This is a genomic window from Aeromonas sp., assembly GCF_050633025.1.
In the GTDB taxonomy this organism is placed as follows: domain Bacteria; phylum Pseudomonadota; class Gammaproteobacteria; order Enterobacterales; family Aeromonadaceae; genus Aeromonas.
The window spans coordinates 1-15,967 of sequence record NZ_JBODRQ010000029.1; the positions used below are offsets into that span (position 1 = coordinate 1).

Sequence of the window (15,967 nt, forward strand, 5' to 3'; positions counted from 1 at the left end):
GCAGTATCAAAATCGCTTAAAAGAAAAGCCGGGACAAGCCCGGCTTTTTCTTTATCACTCAGCAGCTGCTTCAGCAGCGGCCGGGCGGTCTACCAGCTCAATATAAGCCATAGGGGCGTTGTCGCCAGCACGGAACCCGCATTTCAGAATGCGAGTATAACCGCCGGCGCGCTCCAGGTAGCGCGGGCCCAGTTCATTGAACAGCTTAGCCACGATCGCATTGTCGCGAGTGCGGGCAAATGCCAGACGACGATTAGCAACGCTATCAGTCTTGGCAAGGGTGATCAGCGGTTCAACTACACGACGCAGCTCTTTTGCCTTAGGCAGAGTCGTCTTGATGATCTCATGACGAACCAGGGAGCTGGCCATGTTACGGAACATAGCCTGACGATGGCTGCTGTTCCGGTTCAGTTGACGACCACTCAAACGATGGCGCATGACCTTATCCTTCTAACTAAATCTGTGAAACCCGTAATCTGGATTACTCGTCAGCGATGCTGGCGGGCGGCCAGTTCTCAAGGCGCATGCCAAGAGACAGACCACGGGAGGCCAACACGTCCTTGATCTCAGTCAGGGACTTCTTACCGAGGTTAGGAGTCTTAAGCAACTCAACTTCGGTACGCTGTACCAGATCACCAATATAGTGGATAGCTTCTGCCTTCAGACAGTTCGCAGAACGAACTGTCAGCTCCAAATCATCGACAGGACGTAGCAGAATCGGATCAAACTCGGGTTTCTCTTCTTTCTTCTCGGGCACGCTGACATCGCGCAGATCCACGAAGGCTTCCAGTTGTTCGGCCAGAATAGTGGCAGAACGACGGATGGCTTCTTCAGGATCCAGAGTACCATTGGTCTCCATGTCGATAACCAGCTTGTCCAAGTCGGTACGCTGTTCCACACGTGCTGCCTCAACATTGTAGGCAATACGAACGATGGGGCTGAACGCGGAGTCCAGCAGCAGGCGACCAATCGGACGCTCTTCGTCATCGTTGTGAACACGAGCAGAAGCAGGCACATAACCACGACCGCGCTGAACTTTCAGGCGCATGCTGATTTCAGCATTGGCACCAGTCAGGTGGCAGATTACGTGCTCCGGGTTTACGATCTCGACTTCATCACCGTGAGTGATATCACCTGCGGTAACGGGGCCTGTTCCAGACTTGGTCAGGGACAGAGTTACCTCGTCCTTGCCTTCCAGCTTCACAGCGATACCTTTCAGGTTGAGCAGGATTTCAAGAATGTCTTCCTGTACACCTTCTTTGCTGCTGTACTCATGCAGTACACCGTCAATTTCGACTTCAGTAACTGCACAACCGGGCATAGAAGACAGCAAAATACGACGCAGGGCGTTACCCAGCGTGTGACCAAAGCCACGCTCGAGTGGCTCAAGAGTCACTTTCGCATGAGTCGGGCTAACTTGCTCGATGTCAACTAGCCGCGGTTTAAGAAAATCTGTTACAGAACCCAGCATTGTGTCCTCTCTTTAGAAGCTAGCTTTACTTGGAGTAAAGCTCGACGATCAGCTGTTCGTTAATGTCGGCAGACAGGTCGGAACGCTCCGGCAGGCGCTTGAAAGCACCTTCCATTTTAGCGGCATCAACCTCTACCCAAGTCGGCTTCTCGCGCTGACCAGCAACCTCAAGGGCAGCTTTGATACGCGCTTGCTTCTTAGCCTTCTCACGAACGCAGATCACGTCCTCAGGGGAAACCTGGAAAGAAGGAATGTTCACAACGCGGCCGTTTACCATGATGGCCTTGTGGCTCACCAGCTGACGAGATTCAGCGCGGGTAGCACCGAAGCCCATACGGTATACGACGTTGTCCAGACGACCTTCCAGCAGCTGCAACAGGTTTTCACCGGTGTTACCCTTTTGACGGGCAGCATCGCGGTAGTAGTTGCGGAACTGTTTTTCCAATACGCCGTAGATACGACGAACTTTTTGTTTCTCGCGCAGTTGCACACCGTAGTCGGACAGACGCGGCTTACGAGCGCCGTGCTGACCAGGAGCGGTGTCAATCTTGCACTTAGAATCAATCGCGCGAACACCAGACTTCAGGAAGAGGTCTGTGCCCTCACGACGGCTAAGCTTAAGCTTAGGACCGATATATCTTGCCATCTTCTTTCTCCAACAATCCTAGACCAAGTAGCTACCAGCGTTACACGCGGCGCTTCTTGGGAGGACGACAACCGTTGTGCGGGATCGGAGTCACATCAGTAATGTTAGTGATGCGGAAACCAGCCGCGTTCAGGGCGCGGATGGAAGACTCACGACCGGGACCCGGACCTTTGACCATGACTTCCAGGTTCTTGACGCCATATTCTTTGGCCATCTCACCAGCGCGTTCAGCAGCTACTTGAGCAGCGAACGGGGTGGACTTACGAGAACCACGGAAACCGGAACCACCAGAAGTAGCCCAAGACAGAGCGTTGCCCTGACGGTCAGTAATGGTCACGATTGTGTTGTTGAAAGATGCATGAACGTGCGCAATACCGTCGCTCACTTGCTTTTTAACGCGCTTGCGAGCACGAGTCGGAGTTTTAGCCATTTTCTACCTTCCCGTTACTTCTTGATAGCCTTGCGCGGACCCTTACGGGTACGAGCATTGGTCTTGGTACGTTGACCACGAACAGGCAGGCTACGACGGTGACGCAAACCACGGTAGCAACCCAGATCCATCAAGCGTTTGATGTTCATGGAAATCTGACGACGCAAGTCACCTTCAACGGTGAATTTACCTACTTGCTCGCGCAGACTCTCGATCTGAGCTTCGTCCAAGTCTTTAATTTTCACATTCTCAGCAATACCGGCTGCGGCACAGATGGCCTTGGAGCGGGTACGACCGACGCCATAAATCGCAGTCAACGCAATGACTGCATGCTTATGGTCAGGAATGTTAATGCCAGCGATACGGGCCACTGTTCACTCCTACTTAGCGTAGATAACGACCACCACAAAGCCCGTGAGCGGATACGTGGCGGTCAACCAATACACAACAAAAGTTGGCTGGCTATATTAGCCAGCACAACTATTTGTTGCAAGTACTAACCGTAAAAAATTAGCCTTGGCGCTGTTTATGCTTTGGCTCGCTGCAAATCACACGCACCACACCGTGACGCTTGATGATTTTGCAGTTACGGCAGATTGCCTTAACGGAAGCACGAACTTTCATTGCTTAACTCCGTAACTACGCCGACCTTTAGCGGCCGTAGCCCTTCAGGTTGGCCTTCCTCAGGACGTCACCATATTGATGAGACATCATATGGGTTTGTACCTGAGCCATGAAGTCCATGATAACTACCACGATAATCAGCAGCGAAGTGCCACCGAAGTAGAACTGTACGTTCCAAGCAGTCATCAAGAACTGAGGTACCAGACAGATAAAGGTTATATAGAGTGCACCTGCCAATGTCAGGCGAGTCATAACCTTATCGATATAACGTGCTGTCTGCTCGCCCGGGCGAATCCCCGGGATAAAGGCTCCACTCTTCTTCAAGTTATCTGCTGTCTCGCGGGGGTTGAATACCAGCGCGGTATAGAAGAAGCAGAAGAAGATAATGGCTGCTGCATAGAGCATCTCGTAAAGCGGCTGACCCGGCTGCAGGACCATAGAGACCTGTTGCAGGATATCGGCTACTTTACCCTCACCCTGACCAAACCAGGAGGTAATGGTTCCAGGGAAAAGGATGATACTGGATGCGAAAATCGCAGGAATCACACCAGCCATATTCACTTTCAACGGCAAGTGTGTGCTTTGCGCGGCGAATACCTGACGGCCTTGTTGACGCTTGGCATAGTTAACAACGATTCGACGCTGACCACGCTCCACGAACACCACAAAGTAAGTCACTGCGAAAACAATCAAGCCCAGCAACAACAACAGCAGGATGTGCAATTCCCCTTGACGTGCCTGTTCGGCCGTAGCGCCAATGGCCTGCGGCAGACCAGCAACGATACCTGTGAAAATAATCAACGAGATACCATTACCAATCCCACGCTCGGTAATCTGCTCACCCAACCACATCAAAAACATGGTACCGGTAACCAGACTCACAACCGCTGTGAAATAGAAGCCCAAACCCGGATGAGTCACGAGTCCCTGCATCATATTCGGCAGACCGGTTGCAATACCAATGGCCTGGAAAGTTCCCAAAACCAGCGTGCCCCAACGGGTATATTGGCTAATCTTGCGACGGCCGGATTCACCCTCTTTCTTGAGTTCAGCAAGAGCAGGATGAACCACTGTCAGCAGCTGGATAATGATCGACGCCGAAATGTACGGCATGATCCCCAACGCAAGAATAGAAGCACGCGAGAGTGCACCACCACTGAACATGTTGAACATCTCAATGATGGTGCCCTTCTGTTGTTGGAACAACTCGGCCAGTACGGCGGCGTCAATACCAGGAATCGGCACATAAGAGCCTGCACGGAAAACGATAATCGCCCCGAGAACAAAGAGCAGACGGCTCTTCAGTTCACTCAGACCACCCTGTGCTTTAACATCCAATCCTGGTTTCTTAGCCATTGTACTGATTATTCCTCGATTTTACCGCCAGCGGCCTCGATGGCTGCGCGTGCACCTTTGGTGACGGACAGACCACGAACGGTCACAGCACGGTCAATGTTGCCAGACAGAACAACTTTAGCAAACACGATGTTCTTGGTCAGAACGCCGGCTTGCTTCAGAGTGCTCACATCGACTACATCACCTTCTACCAGGGCGATTTCGTTCAGGCGAACCTCGGCAGATACCAAAGATTTGCGAGAGAAGAAACCGAACTTCGGCAGACGGATTTTCAAAGGCATCTGGCCGCCTTCGAAACCGTTGCGAACTTTGCCGCCACCGGAACGAGAGGTTTGACCTTTAACACCACGACCACCGGTCTTGCCCAGACCAGAACCGATACCACGGCCCGGACGGTGCTTAACGCGTTTGGAGCCAGCGGCCGGAGACAGAGTATTCAGACGCATGCTTAGCCCTCCACCTTAACCATGTAATAAACCTGGTTGATCATACCGCGTACGCAAGGAGTATCTTCCAGCTCAACGGTGTGACCAATGCGACGCAGACCCAGACCACGCAGAGTCGCCTTGTGCTTTGGCAGACGGCCGATAGAGCTGCGAGTTTGAGTTACTTTTACAGTGTTAGCCATGTCGCATTACCCCAGAATTTCTTCAACGCGCAGACCACGCTTGGCAGCGATCTGTTCCGGTGATTGACCGTGAACCAGAGCGTCTACAGTTGCGCGAACAACGTTGATTGGGTTGGTGGAACCGTAGGTCTTAGCCAGCACGTTGTGGATCCCGGCAACTTCCAGAACAGCACGCATGGCGCCGCCTGCGATGATACCAGTACCTTGAGAGGCCGGCTTCATGAACACGGTGGAACCGGAGTGAACGCCTTTCACCGGGTGGTGCAGGGTGCCGTTATTCAGCTCAACCTTGTTCAGGTTACGCTTGGCCTGTTCCATTGCTTTTTGAATAGCAGCCGGAACTTCACGGGCTTTACCGTAACCATAACCTACACGGCCGTTACCATCACCCACCACGGTCAACGCGGTGAAGGACATGATACGACCACCTTTAACAGTTTTCGAAACACGGTTTACTGCAATCAGCTTTTCTTGCAGTTCGCCGGCTTGAGATTCGACTTTAGCCATCTTCGACTCCTAGCTTAGAACTGAAGACCAGCGTCACGTGCAGCAGCTGCCAGTGCAGCGATGCGACCGTGATACTTGAAACCGGAACGATCGAAAGATACGTTCTGAACGCCTTTGGCAATAGCACGCTCAGCGATAGCCTTACCTACAGCGGTAGCAGCATCTGCGTTACCGGTGTATTTCAGAGCTTCACTGATGGCTTTCTCTACTGTGGAAGCAGAGGCCAGAACTTCGGAACCGTTGGCTGCAATAACCTGCGCATAGATATGACGCGGGGTACGGTGAACAACCAGACGGGTAGCTCCCAGTTCCTGCATCTTTTTCCGAGCACGAGTAGCACGACGGAGACGAGCTGCTTTCTTGTCCATAGTGTTACCTTACTTCTTCTTAGCTTCTTTAGTACGCACTTGCTCGTTGGCATAGCGTACACCCTTGCCCTTGTAGGGCTCCGGAGCGCGGTAAGCACGGATATCGGCGGCGACTTGGCCAACCAGCTGCTTGTCGACACCACGCAGAACGATTTCTGTGGCAGTCGGGCACTCAGCGGTCACACCAGCCGGCAGCGCATGCTCTACCGGGTGAGAGAAGCCCAGAGCCAGCGCAACAGCATTGCCCTTGATGGAGGCTTTATAACCTACACCAACCAGCTGCAGCTTGCGCTCGAAGCCTTGGGTAACACCGATTACCATGTTGTTGACCAATGCACGGGCAGTACCGGCCTGAGCGTCAGCACCAGCGATGCCATCGCGCGGGGCGAACTTCAGTACATTGTCTTCTTTGGTCACTTCTACACCGGCGTGGATGGAACGAACCAGGGAACCTTTACCACCTTTGATGGACAGTTCCTGACCGTTCAGAGTCACCTCTACGCCAGCAGGAATAGTGACGGGTGCCTTAGCAACGCGAGACATTTCCGACCTCCTATTAAGCGACGTAGCAGATGATCTCACCGCCCATGCTTGCCTTGCGAGCAGCACGGTCGGTCATCACACCTTTCGACGTGGACACGATAGCAACACCGAGACCGCCCATAACTTTCGGCAGATCAGTAGTGCGCTTGTAAATACGCAGGCCGGGACGGCTCACGCGTTGGATCAGTTCTACAACCGGCTTGCCCTGGAAATATTTCAGTTCAATTTCCAGTTCCGGCTTCACGTCACCAGCTACGTTGTAGCCAGCGATGTAACCTTCTTCTTTCAGCACTTTGGCAATAGCCACTTTCAGCTTGGAAGAAGGCATGGAAACCGCAACTTTGCTCGCCGCCTGACCGTTACGGATGCGGGTCAGCATATCCGCGATCGGATCTTGCATGCTCATAGTCTAACTCCCGAGATTCTTTACCAAGAGGCCTTTTTCAGGCCCGGAATTTCGCCCTTCATGGCATGCTCACGCACCTTGATGCGAGACAGGCCAAACTTGCGCAGGAAACCGTGCGGACGACCAGTAATGTTGCAACGGTTACGCTGACGGGACGGACTGGAATCACGGGGCAGCTGTTGCAGTTGCAGAACAGCATCCCAACGCGCTTCTTCAGAAGCGTTCATATCAACGATGATAGCTTTCAGCTCGGCACGCTTGGTCGCGTACTTGGCAACCAGCTTGGCACGCTTTACTTCGCGCGCTTTCATGGATGTTTTAGCCATAACCCTAACCTTACTTGCGGAATGGGAAGTTAAAGGCAGCCAGCAGAGCACGGCCTTCTTCATCGGTATTCGCGGAAGTGGTGATGGTGATATCCAGACCACGGACGCGATCGACTTTGTCATAGTCGATTTCCGGGAAGATGATCTGCTCACGCACGCCCATGGAGTAGTTACCACGACCATCGAACGCTTTGGCGTTCAGGCCACGGAAGTCACGGATACGCGGTACGGAGATACAGATCAGCCGTTCCAGGAACTCCCACATACGCTCGCCACGCAGGGTTACTTTACAACCTATCGGGTAGCCTTCACGAATCTTGAAGCCCGCAACAGATTTGCGAGCTTTGGTGATCAGCGGCTTCTGACCGGAAATGGCAGCCATATCGGCAGCAGCATTTTCCAGCAACTTCTTGTCAGAGATCGCCTCACCAACACCCATATTCAGGGTGATTTTCTCGATCCGAGGGACTTGCATGATAGTCTTGTAACCGAACTGCTTGGCCAGTTCACTTACTACATCGGATTTGTAGTAATCATGCAGTTTCGCCATCGTTAAACTCCAATTACTTCACAAGTTCGCCGGTGGATTTGAAGAAACGAACTTTCTTGCCGTCTTCAATCCGGAAACCAACGCGGTCAGCTTTGCCAGTGGCAGAGTTGAACAGCGCTACGTTAGATACATCGATGGGGGCTTCTTTGGTGACGATACCGCCAGCCTGACCCAGTGCGGGTACCGGCTTCTGGTGTTTCTTCACCTGGTTGATGCCTTCCACGATTACCTTACCTTTAGCAATCAGGACTTGAGTGACTTTGCCACGCTTGCCCTTGTCTTTGCCGGTAAGAACAATCACTTCGTCTTCGCGACGGATTTTAGCTGCCATCGTTCGACTCCTTACAGTACTTCGGGTGCCAGGGACACAATCTTCATGAACTTCTCATTACGCAGTTCACGGGTCACCGGGCCAAAAATACGAGTACCGATCGGCTGCTGGTTGTTGTTAAGCAACACAGCCGCATTGTTGTCGAAACGGATGACTGAGCCGTCCGGACGACGAACGCCTTTACGGGTGCGTACGACCACCGCGTTATACACATCACCTTTCTTCACTTTACCGCGAGGAATAGCTTCCTTGATGGAAACCTTGATGATGTCGCCGATGCCGGCGTAACGGCGGTGCGAGCCACCCAGAACCTTAATACACATTACACTGCGAGCGCCGGAGTTGTCGGCAACACCCAGCATACTTTGCATCTGGATCATCTTAGTGCTCCGCTTTGTTTACTTCTTATCCCTTTCGGGATCTGGCTGCCTTCAAAAGGCGCGAAACTATAACACAGGATTTTTAGAAAAGGTAGCCTAAAAAACAAACGGCCCCTGAAAGGGGCCGTTTGAACTAAAAAGTACCGATTAGGCCTTTTCTACAACGGCAACCAGGGTCCAGGACTTGGTCTTGGACAGCGGGCGGCATTCGCGGATTTCCACGAGGTCACCAGCTTTGCACTCGTTGTTTTCATCATGTACGTGCAGCTTGGTAGTGCGCTTGATGATCTTACCGTAGATCGGGTGCTTTACCTTGCGCTCGATGGCAACTGTGATGGACTTGTCCATCTTGTCGCTGATTACACGACCCTGCAGAGTACGGATTTTGTCAGTCATTACGCACCTGCCTTCTCAGTCAGTACAGTCTTGATACGTGCGACGTCACGACGCACTTGTTTCAGAGTGTGAGTCTGAGCCAGCTGGCCGGTGGACGCTTGCATGCGCATGTTGAATTGCTCACGCAGCAGGCCCAGCAGCTCCTGGTTCAGTTCTTCGACGCTCTTTTGACGCAGATCTTGGGCTTTCATCACATCACCGTCTTAATTACGAAAGTGGTCTGAACAGACAGCTTAGCTGCGGCCAGGGCAAACGCTTCACGCGCCAGAGCCTCAGGTACACCGTCCATCTCGTACAGAACCTTGCCAGGCTGGATCGGGCAAACCCAGTATTCCACGTTACCCTTACCTTTACCCATACGAACTTCGAGGGGCTTTTCGGTGATGGGCTTGTCCGGGAACACACGGATCCAGATCTTGCCTTGACGCTTAACGTGACGGGTCATGGCACGACGGGCTGCTTCGATTTGACGAGCAGTCAGTTGACCACGGGATGTCGCCTTCAGGCCAAAGGTACCGAAGGATACTTCGTTACCAGAGGTGGCCAGACCGCGGTTACGACCCTTGTGGGTCTTGCGGAATTTAGTACGCTTAGGTTGCAACATTTACCGAATCTCCTTACTTAGCAGCGCGGCGCTTGTTGTCACGCTTGGGCTTTGCAGGAGCTTGCTCTTGAGCAGCGGCAGCGTTAACAGCAGCCAGACCGCCCAGAACTTCGCCCTTGAAGATCCAAACTTTAACGCCGATCACACCGTAAGTGGTGTGGGCTTCAGAAGTTGCGTAGTCGATGTCGGCACGCAGGGTGTGCAACGGCACACGACCTTCACGGTACCATTCGGTACGCGCGATTTCAGCGCCGCCCAGACGACCGGAAACTTCCACTTTGATGCCCTTGGCACCCAGGCGCATTGCGTTCTGTACGGCGCGCTTCATAGCACGACGGAACATTACACGACGCTCCAGCTGGGAAGTGATGCTGTCGGCAACCAGTTTGCCATCCAGCTCCGGCTTGCGGACTTCGGAAATGTTGATCTGAGCAGGCACGCCAGCAATAGTGGCTACAGCTTTGCGCAGCTTCTCAACGTCTTCGCCTTTCTTACCGATGACAACACCCGGACGAGCGGTGTGAATGGTCACACGGATGCTCTTGGCCGGACGCTCAATGGTGATCTTGGACAAGGACGCGTTTTTCAGTTCCTTGGTCAGGAACTGGCGTACTTGAAAATCGCTGTACAGGTTGTCAGCGAAGTCTTTGGTGTTCGCGAACCAGGTAGAATTCCAAGGCTTGGTAATACCCAGGCGAATGCCATTAGGATGTACTTTCTGACCCATTGCTTATCTCCCAGCCTTAGCGTCGGATACCACTACAGTGATGTGAGCGGTACGCTTGAGGATACGATCCGCACGACCTTTGGCACGCGGACGGATGCGCTTCATGGAGGGACCTTCGTCGACCATGATAGTAGCAACACGCAGCGCGTCGATATCGGCGCCTTCGTTGTGCTCAGCGTTTGCAATGGCAGATTCCAGCACTTTCTTAACCAGCACTGCAGCCTTTTTCGGGCTGAAGGTCAGGATATTCAGAGCCTTGTCTACGGACAGACCACGTACTTGATCGGCTACCAGACGAGCTTTCTGGGCAGAAGTACGGGCATAACGGTGTTTAGCGATAGCTTCCATCATTTATCCCTTAGCGCTTCTTAGCCTTCTTATCAGCAGCATGGCCGCGATAAGTACGAGTCGGTGCGAATTCACCCAGTTTGTGACCGATCATTTCTTCGGTAACGAAAACCGGAACGTGCTGACGACCATTATGGACAGCGATGGTCAAACCGATCATGTTCGGGATGATCATTGAACGACGGGACCAGGTTTTAACCGGCTTTTTATCCCCGCTTTCCACCGCTTTCTCTACCTTCTTCAGCAAGTGCAGGTCAATAAATGGACCCTTCTTGAGAGAACGTGGCATGGTGATTCCTCTATGTTAACAATTACTTGTTACGACGACGTACGATGTACTTGTCGGTACGCTTGTTCTTACGGGTCTTGAAGCCTTTAGCCTTCTGGCCCCATGGGGACACAGGCTGCATGCCCTTGTTACGACCCTCACCACCACCGTGCGGGTGGTCAACCGGGTTCATCGCCATACCGCGAACGGTCGGACGAATACCACGCCAGCGGTTTGCACCGGCTTTACCCAGTTGACGCAGCATGTGCTCGGAGTTACCGACTTCGCCGATGGTAGCGCGGCACTCGGCCAGAACTTTACGTACTTCGCCGGAACGCAGACGCAGAGTTACATAGTTACCTTCACGAGCCAGGATCTGGATGAAAGTACCAGCGGAACGAGCCAGCTGGGCACCTTTACCAGGCTTCATCTCTACAGCGTGAACGGTAGAACCAACCGGGATGTTGCGCATCGGCAGGGCGTTACCTACCTTGATGGCTGCATCAGCACCAGAAGCGATTGCATCACCAGCTTTCAGGCCTTTCGGAGCCAGGATGTAACGACGCTCACCGTCTGCATACAACACCAGAGCGATGTTAGCGGTACGGTTCGGATCGTATTCCAGGCGCTCTACTTTAGCCGGGATACCGTCTTTGTCGCGCTTGAAGTCGACGATACGGTAGTGCTGCTTGTGACCACCACCGATATGACGGGTAGTGATACGGCCGTTGTTGTTACGACCACCGGACTTGCTTTTGCTGTCCAGCAGAGCGGCGAAGGGCTTGCCCTTGTACAGCTCTTGATTGACGATCTTGACGACGTGGCGGCGGCCCGGAGAAGTAGGCTTGCACTTAACGATTGCCATTTTTGAGAACTCCTCTTACTCGGCTGCGCCCATGAAGTCGATGTCCTGACCAGCTTTCAGGGTCACATAAGCCTTTTTCCAATCGGAACGACGGCCTACGCGTGCACCTGCGCGCTTGGTCTTACCCTTCATGTTCAGGGTACGGACGGTCTCAACTTCGACCTCGAACAGTTTCGCAACTGCAGCTTTGACTTCCGCCTTGGTAGCATCAACAGCAACTTTGAACACGATAGTGTTCTGCTTTTCTGCAACCATGGTGCTCTTTTCAGAGATGTGCGGAGCCTTCAGAACTTTCAGCAGACGCTCTTCACGGATCATGCCAGCATCTCCTCGATTTGCTTAACTGCGTCAGCAGTCATCAGAACCTTGTCGAAAGCGATCAGGCTGACCGGGTCGATACCGGCAACGTCACGCACGTCAACTTTGTACAGGTTGCGAGCAGCCAGGAACAGGTTCTCATCGACTTCAGCAGTCACGATCAGAACGTCAGTCAGTTCCATTTCTTTCAGCTTGGCGATCAGTTCTTTGGTCTTCGGAGCTTCGATGCCGAACTTCTCAACAACGATCAGGCGCTCTTGACGTACCAGCTCGGACAGAATGCTACGGATAGCGCCGCGGTACATCTTCTTGTTTACTTTCTGGCTGTGATCTTGCGGCTTAGCTGCAAAAGTCACACCACCGGAACGCCAAATGGGCGAACGGATGGAGCCAGCACGGGCACGACCAGTACCCTTCTGACGCCACGGCTTTTTGCCGCCACCAGACACTTCAGAGCGAGTCAGCTGCGCACGAGTACCCTGACGGGCACCAGCGGCATAAGCAACGACAACCTGGTGAACCAGAGCTTCGTTGAATTCGCGCCCGAAGGTAGTCTCGGAAACTTCAAGAGCGCTCTTGGCGTCTTTCATTACCAATTCCATTACTATCTCCTCAGACGTTACGCTTTGACGGCAGGTTTGACGATCACGTTGCCGTTGGTCGCACCCGGTACTGCACCTTTGATGAGCAGCAGGTTGCGTTCAGCGTCAACACGAACCAGTTCCAGGTTCTGAGTCGTTACACGCTCAGCACCCATGTGACCAGCCATCTTTTTGCCCTTGAATACACGGCCCGGGGTCTGGTTTTGACCGATGGAGCCAGGTACACGGTGGGACAGAGAGTTACCGTGGGTCATATCCTGGGTGCGGAAGTTGTGGCGCTTGACAGTACCAGCAAAGCCCTTACCTTTGGATGTGCCAGTAACGTCTACCAGCTTAACGTCAGCGAGAAGATCTACTTTCAGCTCGCTACCAACAGTGAAAGTTTCACCGTTGTTCAGGCGGAATTCCCACAGACCGCGACCGGCTTCTACACCAGCTTTGGCGAAGTGGCCAGCTTCCGGCTTGGTCACACGGCTGGCTTTCTTGGCGCCAGTGGTAACCTGAATAGCGTTGTAGCCGTCGGTTTCTACAGATTTGACCTGAGTTACACGGTTAGCTTCAACTTCGATAACAGTCACCGGGATAGAAACGCCATCTTCAGTGAAGATGCGAGTCATACCCACTTTGCGACCTACAAGACCGATTGTCATTGTTATCAACCTCTTTCCGTAATTAACCCAGGCTGATCTGGACGTCTACACCAGCTGCCAGATCCAGACGCATCAGGGCGTCTACGGTCTTGTCAGTCGGCTCAACGATGTCTACCAGACGCTTGTGAGTGCGGATCTCGTACTGATCACGCGCATCTTTGTTGACGTGCGGGGAGATCAGAACGGTGAAACGCTCTTTGCGAGTCGGCAGCGGGATAGGACCGCGAACCTGCGCGCCAGTGCGCTTAGCAGTTTCAACGATTTCCGCAGTGGACTGATCAATCAGACGATGATCAAAAGCCTTCAGGCGGATACGGATTCTTTGGTTCTGCATTGACAGAGCTCCAATAGATAAAAGAACATAAATCAACACCGCCCGACCGAGATTACTCCCGCCAGAGGTGTGATTTTTCACGTTTCCCCCCATATCGGGAGGACTGTATGGCTGGCTCCTGTAAACAGGAAACTCAGCAGCAGACATATCGTCTGGCTGGCCTCATGGGCAAGCGGAGGGGATTATACGGATTTTTCAAATTTGCGCAAGTGAAGGCGAACAGAATGTGCGCAATTTTATGTGACAGATGGATCTCGCACTCACCGCCTCTCCTCCCCTGCCGGCAGCACTGACGACAAGCCGGCAAGCGGACTGATAGACTGGGCACCGCCTTCGTCAATGGAACGACTTCCACATGCTCAAAGATCAAAAGAAAGCCTATCAATATGGCCTCTGTGCCGTTGCCCTCTGGTCGACGGTCGCCAGCGCCTTCAAGATATCGCTCACCTACTTTGAACCGGTGCAACTACTGCTGGTCGCGGCGTTTACCTCGACACTGACGCTAACAGCCATCGTGGCCAAACAGGGCAAACTGGGTCAGCTGGGCAGCTATATCAAGGCACGCCCGTTCTACTACCTTGCGCTGGGCGTACTCAACCCCTTCCTCTATTACCTGCTGCTGTTCAAGGCCTATGATCTGCTGCCCGCCCAACAGGCGCAGACCCTCAACTACACCTGGGCCATCACCCTCAGTCTTCTCGCCGTCCCCTTTCTCGGTCAGAAACTGCGTCGCCGCGATGGTGTCGCCATCGTACTTGGCTACTTTGGCGCACTGGTGATCGCCACCAGAGGGGATGTATTCGGCCTCCAGTTCGACAGCCCCCTCGGCGTGACGCTGGCGCTGGTCTCGACCCTTATCTGGGCCAGCTACTGGATCCTCAATACCCGCAATCAGGGGGATCCCGTCGTCAGCCTGTCTCTCGGCTTTATGATCAGCCTGCCTTTTATCGTCGTTGCAACCTGGCTGCTCTCCGATTTTGCCATGACCGCCTGGCAGGGATGGGCTGGTGCCATCTATGTGGGACTGTTCGAAATGGGTTTCGGTTTCGTGCTCTGGCTGATGGCGCTGCGCCACGCCACCAACACCGCCCCCATCAGCAACCTCATCTTCATCTCACCGTTTGCCTCGCTGGTGCTGCTCAACTTGCTGATCGGCGAAACCATTCACCCCGCCACCCCTATCGGGCTGGCCCTCATCGTCGCGGCTCTGCTTATCCAGCAGCTCAAGTACGGTAAACGCTGTCGTGCAACAGCCGAAACCAAGAACTGACCATGCAAAAGGGCGTATCCACCGATACTTCTCTGATGCTTTTTTGAGGCGAAGATGGCCAATATGGCGACTCGTCAGCCAGTGAACAGCCCCGTGACGCCGAGCTAAAAAAGAACCCCCTCGTTGAAAAAGAGGGGTTCTTCAGCAAACGGAAGGACCAAGTTGGTCCCTTTTGTTATTTCATTGCTGGCTGCCGGTCAGGCGACAAACACCAGATAGACGGCGAATGCCACGATAAAGCGGTAGATGGCGAACGGGATGAAGTCGATGCGGCGGATCAATGTCAGGAAGGTCTTGATCGCAAACATCGCTACCACGAAGGCGGTGATAAAGCCCACAGCAAACATCGGGAAGTCGGCCATGGAGAGGAAATCGCGGCTCTTGTAGAGATCAAGTCCGCTGGCCGCCACCATCATGGGCACTGCCATGATGAAAGAGAACTCGGCGGCGGCGTGACGGCTGATCCCCATCAGCATGCCACCACTGATGGTAGCGCCGGAGCGGGAGAAGCCGGGCCACAGGGCCAGACACTGGAACAGGCCGATGCCGAACGCCTGCTTGTAGCTGATGTCATCCAGGGTTTCGGCTGTGACGGCCGGGCGGAACTTCTCGGCGATGATGAGCAGGATGCCCCCCGCGACTAGCGCATACATTACGGTCTGCGGACCAAACAGGTTGGCCTTGATCCAGCTATGGATGGCCAGACCGACCACGATGGCGGGCATCATGCCGAGAATGACATGCACCAGCGACAGGGTGGCGTGATCCCGGGACGGCTTCTGGCCAAAGTGGATGCCAATCAGGCCAAACAGGCGACGCCAGAAGACGGCGACCACGGCGAGGATGGAGCCCAGCTGGATCACCACTTCGAAAGTGGCAGCCTTGGGCCCTTCAAAGCCCAGCAGATGGCCGACGATAATCATGTGGCCGGTGGAGGAGACGGGGAGGAACTCGGTCAGCCCCTCGACGACGCCCAGAATAAAGGCGACCAGCAGGCTATAAGTGTCAGTCATCGAACA

General features: G+C 53.6%; 30 protein-coding genes. 1 reads left to right on the top strand and 29 read right to left on the bottom strand.

Translation table 11 applies throughout. The features are described from left to right. Positions 1 to 54: 54 nt before the first annotated feature. The 28 genes from rplQ to rpsJ form a co-directional block, all read right to left on the bottom strand. Positions 55 to 438, bottom strand: coding sequence for a 50S ribosomal protein L17 (gene rplQ / locus ACRAUW_RS06065; protein ID WP_005307999.1), 384 nt, complete (start codon positions 436 to 438; stop codon positions 55 to 57). Between the two features lie 43 nt (positions 439 to 481). Continuing rightward, positions 482 to 1,471 carry a DNA-directed RNA polymerase subunit alpha gene (locus tag ACRAUW_RS06070; RefSeq protein WP_005307997.1) on the bottom strand — a complete coding sequence of 330 codons (990 nt, stop codon included), beginning with the start codon at positions 1,469 to 1,471 and terminating at the stop codon, positions 482 to 484. 25 nt (positions 1,472 to 1,496) lie between these two features. Beyond that, positions 1,497 to 2,117, bottom strand: a complete 621-nt coding sequence (rpsD, locus tag ACRAUW_RS06075) for a 30S ribosomal protein S4 (RefSeq protein WP_005342696.1) — start codon at positions 2,115 to 2,117, stop codon at positions 1,497 to 1,499. Positions 2,118 to 2,157: 40 nt separating this feature from the next. Next, positions 2,158 to 2,547 (bottom strand): 30S ribosomal protein S11, encoded by a 390-nt coding sequence (gene rpsK / locus ACRAUW_RS06080; RefSeq protein WP_005307993.1) that lies wholly within the window; start codon positions 2,545 to 2,547, stop codon positions 2,158 to 2,160. A gap of 14 nt (positions 2,548 to 2,561) precedes the next feature. Next, entirely contained in the window at positions 2,562 to 2,918 is a 357-nt protein-coding gene (rpsM, locus tag ACRAUW_RS06085) for a 30S ribosomal protein S13 (RefSeq protein WP_005307991.1), read from the bottom strand. A 139-nt stretch (positions 2,919 to 3,057) separates the two neighbouring features. Beyond that, positions 3,058 to 3,171: a 50S ribosomal protein L36 gene (gene rpmJ, locus ACRAUW_RS06090; RefSeq protein ID WP_005319705.1), complete on the bottom strand. Its 114-nt coding sequence runs from the start codon at positions 3,169 to 3,171 to the stop codon at positions 3,058 to 3,060. 27 nt (positions 3,172 to 3,198) lie between these two features. Next, positions 3,199 to 4,527, bottom strand: a complete 1,329-nt coding sequence (gene secY, locus ACRAUW_RS06095) for a preprotein translocase subunit SecY (protein WP_431361571.1) — start codon at positions 4,525 to 4,527, stop codon at positions 3,199 to 3,201. Positions 4,528 to 4,535: 8 nt separating this feature from the next. Beyond that, positions 4,536 to 4,973, bottom strand: coding sequence for a 50S ribosomal protein L15 (rplO, locus tag ACRAUW_RS06100; RefSeq protein WP_005342691.1), 438 nt, complete (start codon positions 4,971 to 4,973; stop codon positions 4,536 to 4,538). Between the two features lie 2 nt (positions 4,974 to 4,975). After that, positions 4,976 to 5,155 carry a 50S ribosomal protein L30 gene (rpmD, locus tag ACRAUW_RS06105; RefSeq protein ID WP_005307985.1) on the bottom strand — a complete coding sequence of 60 codons (180 nt, stop codon included), beginning with the start codon at positions 5,153 to 5,155 and terminating at the stop codon, positions 4,976 to 4,978. A gap of 6 nt (positions 5,156 to 5,161) precedes the next feature. After that, positions 5,162 to 5,662 (bottom strand): 30S ribosomal protein S5, encoded by a 501-nt coding sequence (gene rpsE, locus ACRAUW_RS06110; RefSeq protein ID WP_005342686.1) that lies wholly within the window; start codon positions 5,660 to 5,662, stop codon positions 5,162 to 5,164. Between the two features lie 14 nt (positions 5,663 to 5,676). Beyond that, complete coding sequence (rplR, locus tag ACRAUW_RS06115) at positions 5,677 to 6,030, bottom strand: 50S ribosomal protein L18 (protein ID WP_005340606.1); 354 nt, start codon at positions 6,028 to 6,030, stop codon at positions 5,677 to 5,679. Between the two features lie 9 nt (positions 6,031 to 6,039). Further along, positions 6,040 to 6,573, bottom strand: a complete 534-nt coding sequence (gene rplF, locus ACRAUW_RS06120) for a 50S ribosomal protein L6 (protein WP_005307981.1) — start codon at positions 6,571 to 6,573, stop codon at positions 6,040 to 6,042. 13 nt (positions 6,574 to 6,586) lie between these two features. Further along, complete coding sequence (gene rpsH, locus ACRAUW_RS06125) at positions 6,587 to 6,979, bottom strand: 30S ribosomal protein S8 (protein ID WP_010672564.1); 393 nt, start codon at positions 6,977 to 6,979, stop codon at positions 6,587 to 6,589. A 20-nt stretch (positions 6,980 to 6,999) separates the two neighbouring features. Further along, positions 7,000 to 7,305: a 30S ribosomal protein S14 gene (gene rpsN / locus ACRAUW_RS06130; RefSeq protein WP_005307979.1), complete on the bottom strand. Its 306-nt coding sequence runs from the start codon at positions 7,303 to 7,305 to the stop codon at positions 7,000 to 7,002. A gap of 10 nt (positions 7,306 to 7,315) precedes the next feature. After that, a complete protein-coding gene (gene rplE / locus ACRAUW_RS06135) occupies positions 7,316 to 7,855 on the bottom strand; it encodes a 50S ribosomal protein L5 (RefSeq protein WP_431361572.1) in 540 nt (179 codons plus the stop codon). A gap of 13 nt (positions 7,856 to 7,868) precedes the next feature. Next, positions 7,869 to 8,186: a 50S ribosomal protein L24 gene (gene rplX, locus ACRAUW_RS06140; RefSeq protein ID WP_005307977.1), complete on the bottom strand. Its 318-nt coding sequence runs from the start codon at positions 8,184 to 8,186 to the stop codon at positions 7,869 to 7,871. 11 nt (positions 8,187 to 8,197) lie between these two features. Further along, positions 8,198 to 8,566, bottom strand: a complete 369-nt coding sequence (gene rplN, locus ACRAUW_RS06145) for a 50S ribosomal protein L14 (protein WP_005307975.1) — start codon at positions 8,564 to 8,566, stop codon at positions 8,198 to 8,200. 147 nt (positions 8,567 to 8,713) lie between these two features. Beyond that, a complete protein-coding gene (rpsQ, locus tag ACRAUW_RS06150; protein ID WP_005307966.1) occupies positions 8,714 to 8,962 on the bottom strand; it encodes a 30S ribosomal protein S17 in 249 nt (82 codons plus the stop codon). Next, positions 8,962 to 9,153 carry a 50S ribosomal protein L29 gene (rpmC, locus tag ACRAUW_RS06155; protein WP_005307965.1) on the bottom strand — a complete coding sequence of 64 codons (192 nt, stop codon included), beginning with the start codon at positions 9,151 to 9,153 and terminating at the stop codon, positions 8,962 to 8,964. Before rpmC ends, rpsQ begins: the two co-directional genes overlap by 1 nt. Beyond that, positions 9,153 to 9,566: a 50S ribosomal protein L16 gene (gene rplP / locus ACRAUW_RS06160; protein ID WP_005340612.1), complete on the bottom strand. Its 414-nt coding sequence runs from the start codon at positions 9,564 to 9,566 to the stop codon at positions 9,153 to 9,155. Before rplP ends, rpmC begins: the two co-directional genes overlap by 1 nt. A gap of 13 nt (positions 9,567 to 9,579) precedes the next feature. After that, the gene (rpsC, locus tag ACRAUW_RS06165) at positions 9,580 to 10,293 is read right to left on the bottom strand and encodes a 30S ribosomal protein S3 (protein WP_005307962.1); all 714 of its coding nucleotides are present in this window, start codon (positions 10,291 to 10,293) and stop codon (positions 9,580 to 9,582) included. Between the two features lie 3 nt (positions 10,294 to 10,296). Beyond that, entirely contained in the window at positions 10,297 to 10,641 is a 345-nt protein-coding gene (gene rplV / locus ACRAUW_RS06170) for a 50S ribosomal protein L22 (RefSeq protein WP_005319741.1), read from the bottom strand. A 10-nt stretch (positions 10,642 to 10,651) separates the two neighbouring features. Then, positions 10,652 to 10,930, bottom strand: coding sequence for a 30S ribosomal protein S19 (rpsS, locus tag ACRAUW_RS06175; protein ID WP_005307960.1), 279 nt, complete (start codon positions 10,928 to 10,930; stop codon positions 10,652 to 10,654). 22 nt (positions 10,931 to 10,952) lie between these two features. Further along, positions 10,953 to 11,774 carry a 50S ribosomal protein L2 gene (rplB, locus tag ACRAUW_RS06180; RefSeq protein ID WP_005340614.1) on the bottom strand — a complete coding sequence of 274 codons (822 nt, stop codon included), beginning with the start codon at positions 11,772 to 11,774 and terminating at the stop codon, positions 10,953 to 10,955. A gap of 15 nt (positions 11,775 to 11,789) precedes the next feature. After that, positions 11,790 to 12,092, bottom strand: a complete 303-nt coding sequence (rplW, locus tag ACRAUW_RS06185; protein WP_005307955.1) for a 50S ribosomal protein L23 — start codon at positions 12,090 to 12,092, stop codon at positions 11,790 to 11,792. Further along, positions 12,089 to 12,694: a 50S ribosomal protein L4 gene (gene rplD / locus ACRAUW_RS06190; RefSeq protein ID WP_005340616.1), complete on the bottom strand. Its 606-nt coding sequence runs from the start codon at positions 12,692 to 12,694 to the stop codon at positions 12,089 to 12,091. Before rplD ends, rplW begins: the two co-directional genes overlap by 4 nt. Positions 12,695 to 12,711: 17 nt before the next feature. Beyond that, positions 12,712 to 13,344 carry a 50S ribosomal protein L3 gene (gene rplC / locus ACRAUW_RS06195; protein WP_005340620.1) on the bottom strand — a complete coding sequence of 211 codons (633 nt, stop codon included), beginning with the start codon at positions 13,342 to 13,344 and terminating at the stop codon, positions 12,712 to 12,714. 22 nt (positions 13,345 to 13,366) lie between these two features. Further along, complete coding sequence (gene rpsJ, locus ACRAUW_RS06200; protein WP_005307944.1) at positions 13,367 to 13,678, bottom strand: 30S ribosomal protein S10; 312 nt, start codon at positions 13,676 to 13,678, stop codon at positions 13,367 to 13,369. A 355-nt stretch (positions 13,679 to 14,033) separates the two neighbouring features. On the opposite strand from rpsJ, the gene ACRAUW_RS06205 reads away from it, so the two are divergent. Then, on the top strand, positions 14,034 to 14,948 hold the full coding sequence (locus tag ACRAUW_RS06205) for a DMT family transporter (RefSeq protein ID WP_431361573.1): 915 nt from the start codon (positions 14,034 to 14,036) through the stop codon (positions 14,946 to 14,948). A 197-nt stretch (positions 14,949 to 15,145) separates the two neighbouring features. On the opposite strand, the gene bacA is transcribed toward ACRAUW_RS06205, so the two are convergent. After that, positions 15,146 to 15,961 (bottom strand): undecaprenyl-diphosphate phosphatase, encoded by an 816-nt coding sequence (bacA, locus tag ACRAUW_RS06210; protein ID WP_005355537.1) that lies wholly within the window; start codon positions 15,959 to 15,961, stop codon positions 15,146 to 15,148. Positions 15,962 to 15,967: the final 6 nt, after the last annotated feature.

Excerpts from the sequence above, each read along its gene's own strand:
- rplQ (WP_005307999.1), bottom strand. The coding sequence starts at position 438 with ATGCGCCATCGTTTGAGTGGTCGTCAACTGAACCGGAACAGCAGCCAT.
- ACRAUW_RS06070 (WP_005307997.1), bottom strand. The coding sequence starts at position 1,471 with ATGCTGGGTTCTGTAACAGATTTTCTTAAACCGCGGCTAGTTGACATC.
- rpsD (WP_005342696.1), bottom strand. The coding sequence starts at position 2,117 with ATGGCAAGATATATCGGTCCTAAGCTTAAGCTTAGCCGTCGTGAGGGC.
- rpsK (WP_005307993.1), bottom strand. The coding sequence starts at position 2,547 with ATGGCTAAAACTCCGACTCGTGCTCGCAAGCGCGTTAAAAAGCAAGTG.
- rpmJ (WP_005319705.1), bottom strand. The coding sequence starts at position 3,171 with ATGAAAGTTCGTGCTTCCGTTAAGGCAATCTGCCGTAACTGCAAAATC.
- secY (WP_431361571.1), bottom strand. The coding sequence starts at position 4,527 with ATGGCTAAGAAACCAGGATTGGATGTTAAAGCACAGGGTGGTCTGAGT.
- rplO (WP_005342691.1), bottom strand. The coding sequence starts at position 4,973 with ATGCGTCTGAATACTCTGTCTCCGGCCGCTGGCTCCAAACGCGTTAAG.
- rpmD (WP_005307985.1), bottom strand. The coding sequence starts at position 5,155 with ATGGCTAACACTGTAAAAGTAACTCAAACTCGCAGCTCTATCGGCCGT.
- rpsE (WP_005342686.1), bottom strand. The coding sequence starts at position 5,662 with ATGGCTAAAGTCGAATCTCAAGCCGGCGAACTGCAAGAAAAGCTGATT.
- rplR (WP_005340606.1), bottom strand. The coding sequence starts at position 6,030 with ATGGACAAGAAAGCAGCTCGTCTCCGTCGTGCTACTCGTGCTCGGAAA.
- rplF (WP_005307981.1), bottom strand. The coding sequence starts at position 6,573 with ATGTCTCGCGTTGCTAAGGCACCCGTCACTATTCCTGCTGGCGTAGAG.
- rpsH (WP_010672564.1), bottom strand. The coding sequence starts at position 6,979 with ATGAGCATGCAAGATCCGATCGCGGATATGCTGACCCGCATCCGTAAC.
- rpsN (WP_005307979.1), bottom strand. The coding sequence starts at position 7,305 with ATGGCTAAAACATCCATGAAAGCGCGCGAAGTAAAGCGTGCCAAGCTG.
- rplE (WP_431361572.1), bottom strand. The coding sequence starts at position 7,855 with ATGGCGAAACTGCATGATTACTACAAATCCGATGTAGTAAGTGAACTG.
- rplX (WP_005307977.1), bottom strand. The coding sequence starts at position 8,186 with ATGGCAGCTAAAATCCGTCGCGAAGACGAAGTGATTGTTCTTACCGGC.
- rplN (WP_005307975.1), bottom strand. The coding sequence starts at position 8,566 with ATGATCCAGATGCAAAGTATGCTGGGTGTTGCCGACAACTCCGGCGCT.
- rpsQ (WP_005307966.1), bottom strand. The coding sequence starts at position 8,962 with ATGACTGACAAAATCCGTACTCTGCAGGGTCGTGTAATCAGCGACAAG.
- rpmC (WP_005307965.1), bottom strand. The coding sequence starts at position 9,153 with ATGAAAGCCCAAGATCTGCGTCAAAAGAGCGTCGAAGAACTGAACCAG.
- rplP (WP_005340612.1), bottom strand. The coding sequence starts at position 9,566 with ATGTTGCAACCTAAGCGTACTAAATTCCGCAAGACCCACAAGGGTCGT.
- rpsC (WP_005307962.1), bottom strand. The coding sequence starts at position 10,293 with ATGGGTCAGAAAGTACATCCTAATGGCATTCGCCTGGGTATTACCAAG.
- rplV (WP_005319741.1), bottom strand. The coding sequence starts at position 10,641 with ATGGAAGCTATCGCTAAACACCGTTATGCCCGTACTTCTGCCCAGAAA.
- rpsS (WP_005307960.1), bottom strand. The coding sequence starts at position 10,930 with ATGCCACGTTCTCTCAAGAAGGGTCCATTTATTGACCTGCACTTGCTG.
- rplB (WP_005340614.1), bottom strand. The coding sequence starts at position 11,774 with ATGGCAATCGTTAAGTGCAAGCCTACTTCTCCGGGCCGCCGCCACGTC.
- rplW (WP_005307955.1), bottom strand. The coding sequence starts at position 12,092 with ATGATCCGTGAAGAGCGTCTGCTGAAAGTTCTGAAGGCTCCGCACATC.
- rplD (WP_005340616.1), bottom strand. The coding sequence starts at position 12,694 with ATGGAATTGGTAATGAAAGACGCCAAGAGCGCTCTTGAAGTTTCCGAG.
- rplC (WP_005340620.1), bottom strand. The coding sequence starts at position 13,344 with ATGACAATCGGTCTTGTAGGTCGCAAAGTGGGTATGACTCGCATCTTC.
- rpsJ (WP_005307944.1), bottom strand. The coding sequence starts at position 13,678 with ATGCAGAACCAAAGAATCCGTATCCGCCTGAAGGCTTTTGATCATCGT.
- ACRAUW_RS06205 (WP_431361573.1), top strand. The coding sequence starts at position 14,034 with ATGCTCAAAGATCAAAAGAAAGCCTATCAATATGGCCTCTGTGCCGTT.
- bacA (WP_005355537.1), bottom strand. The coding sequence starts at position 15,961 with ATGACTGACACTTATAGCCTGCTGGTCGCCTTTATTCTGGGCGTCGTC.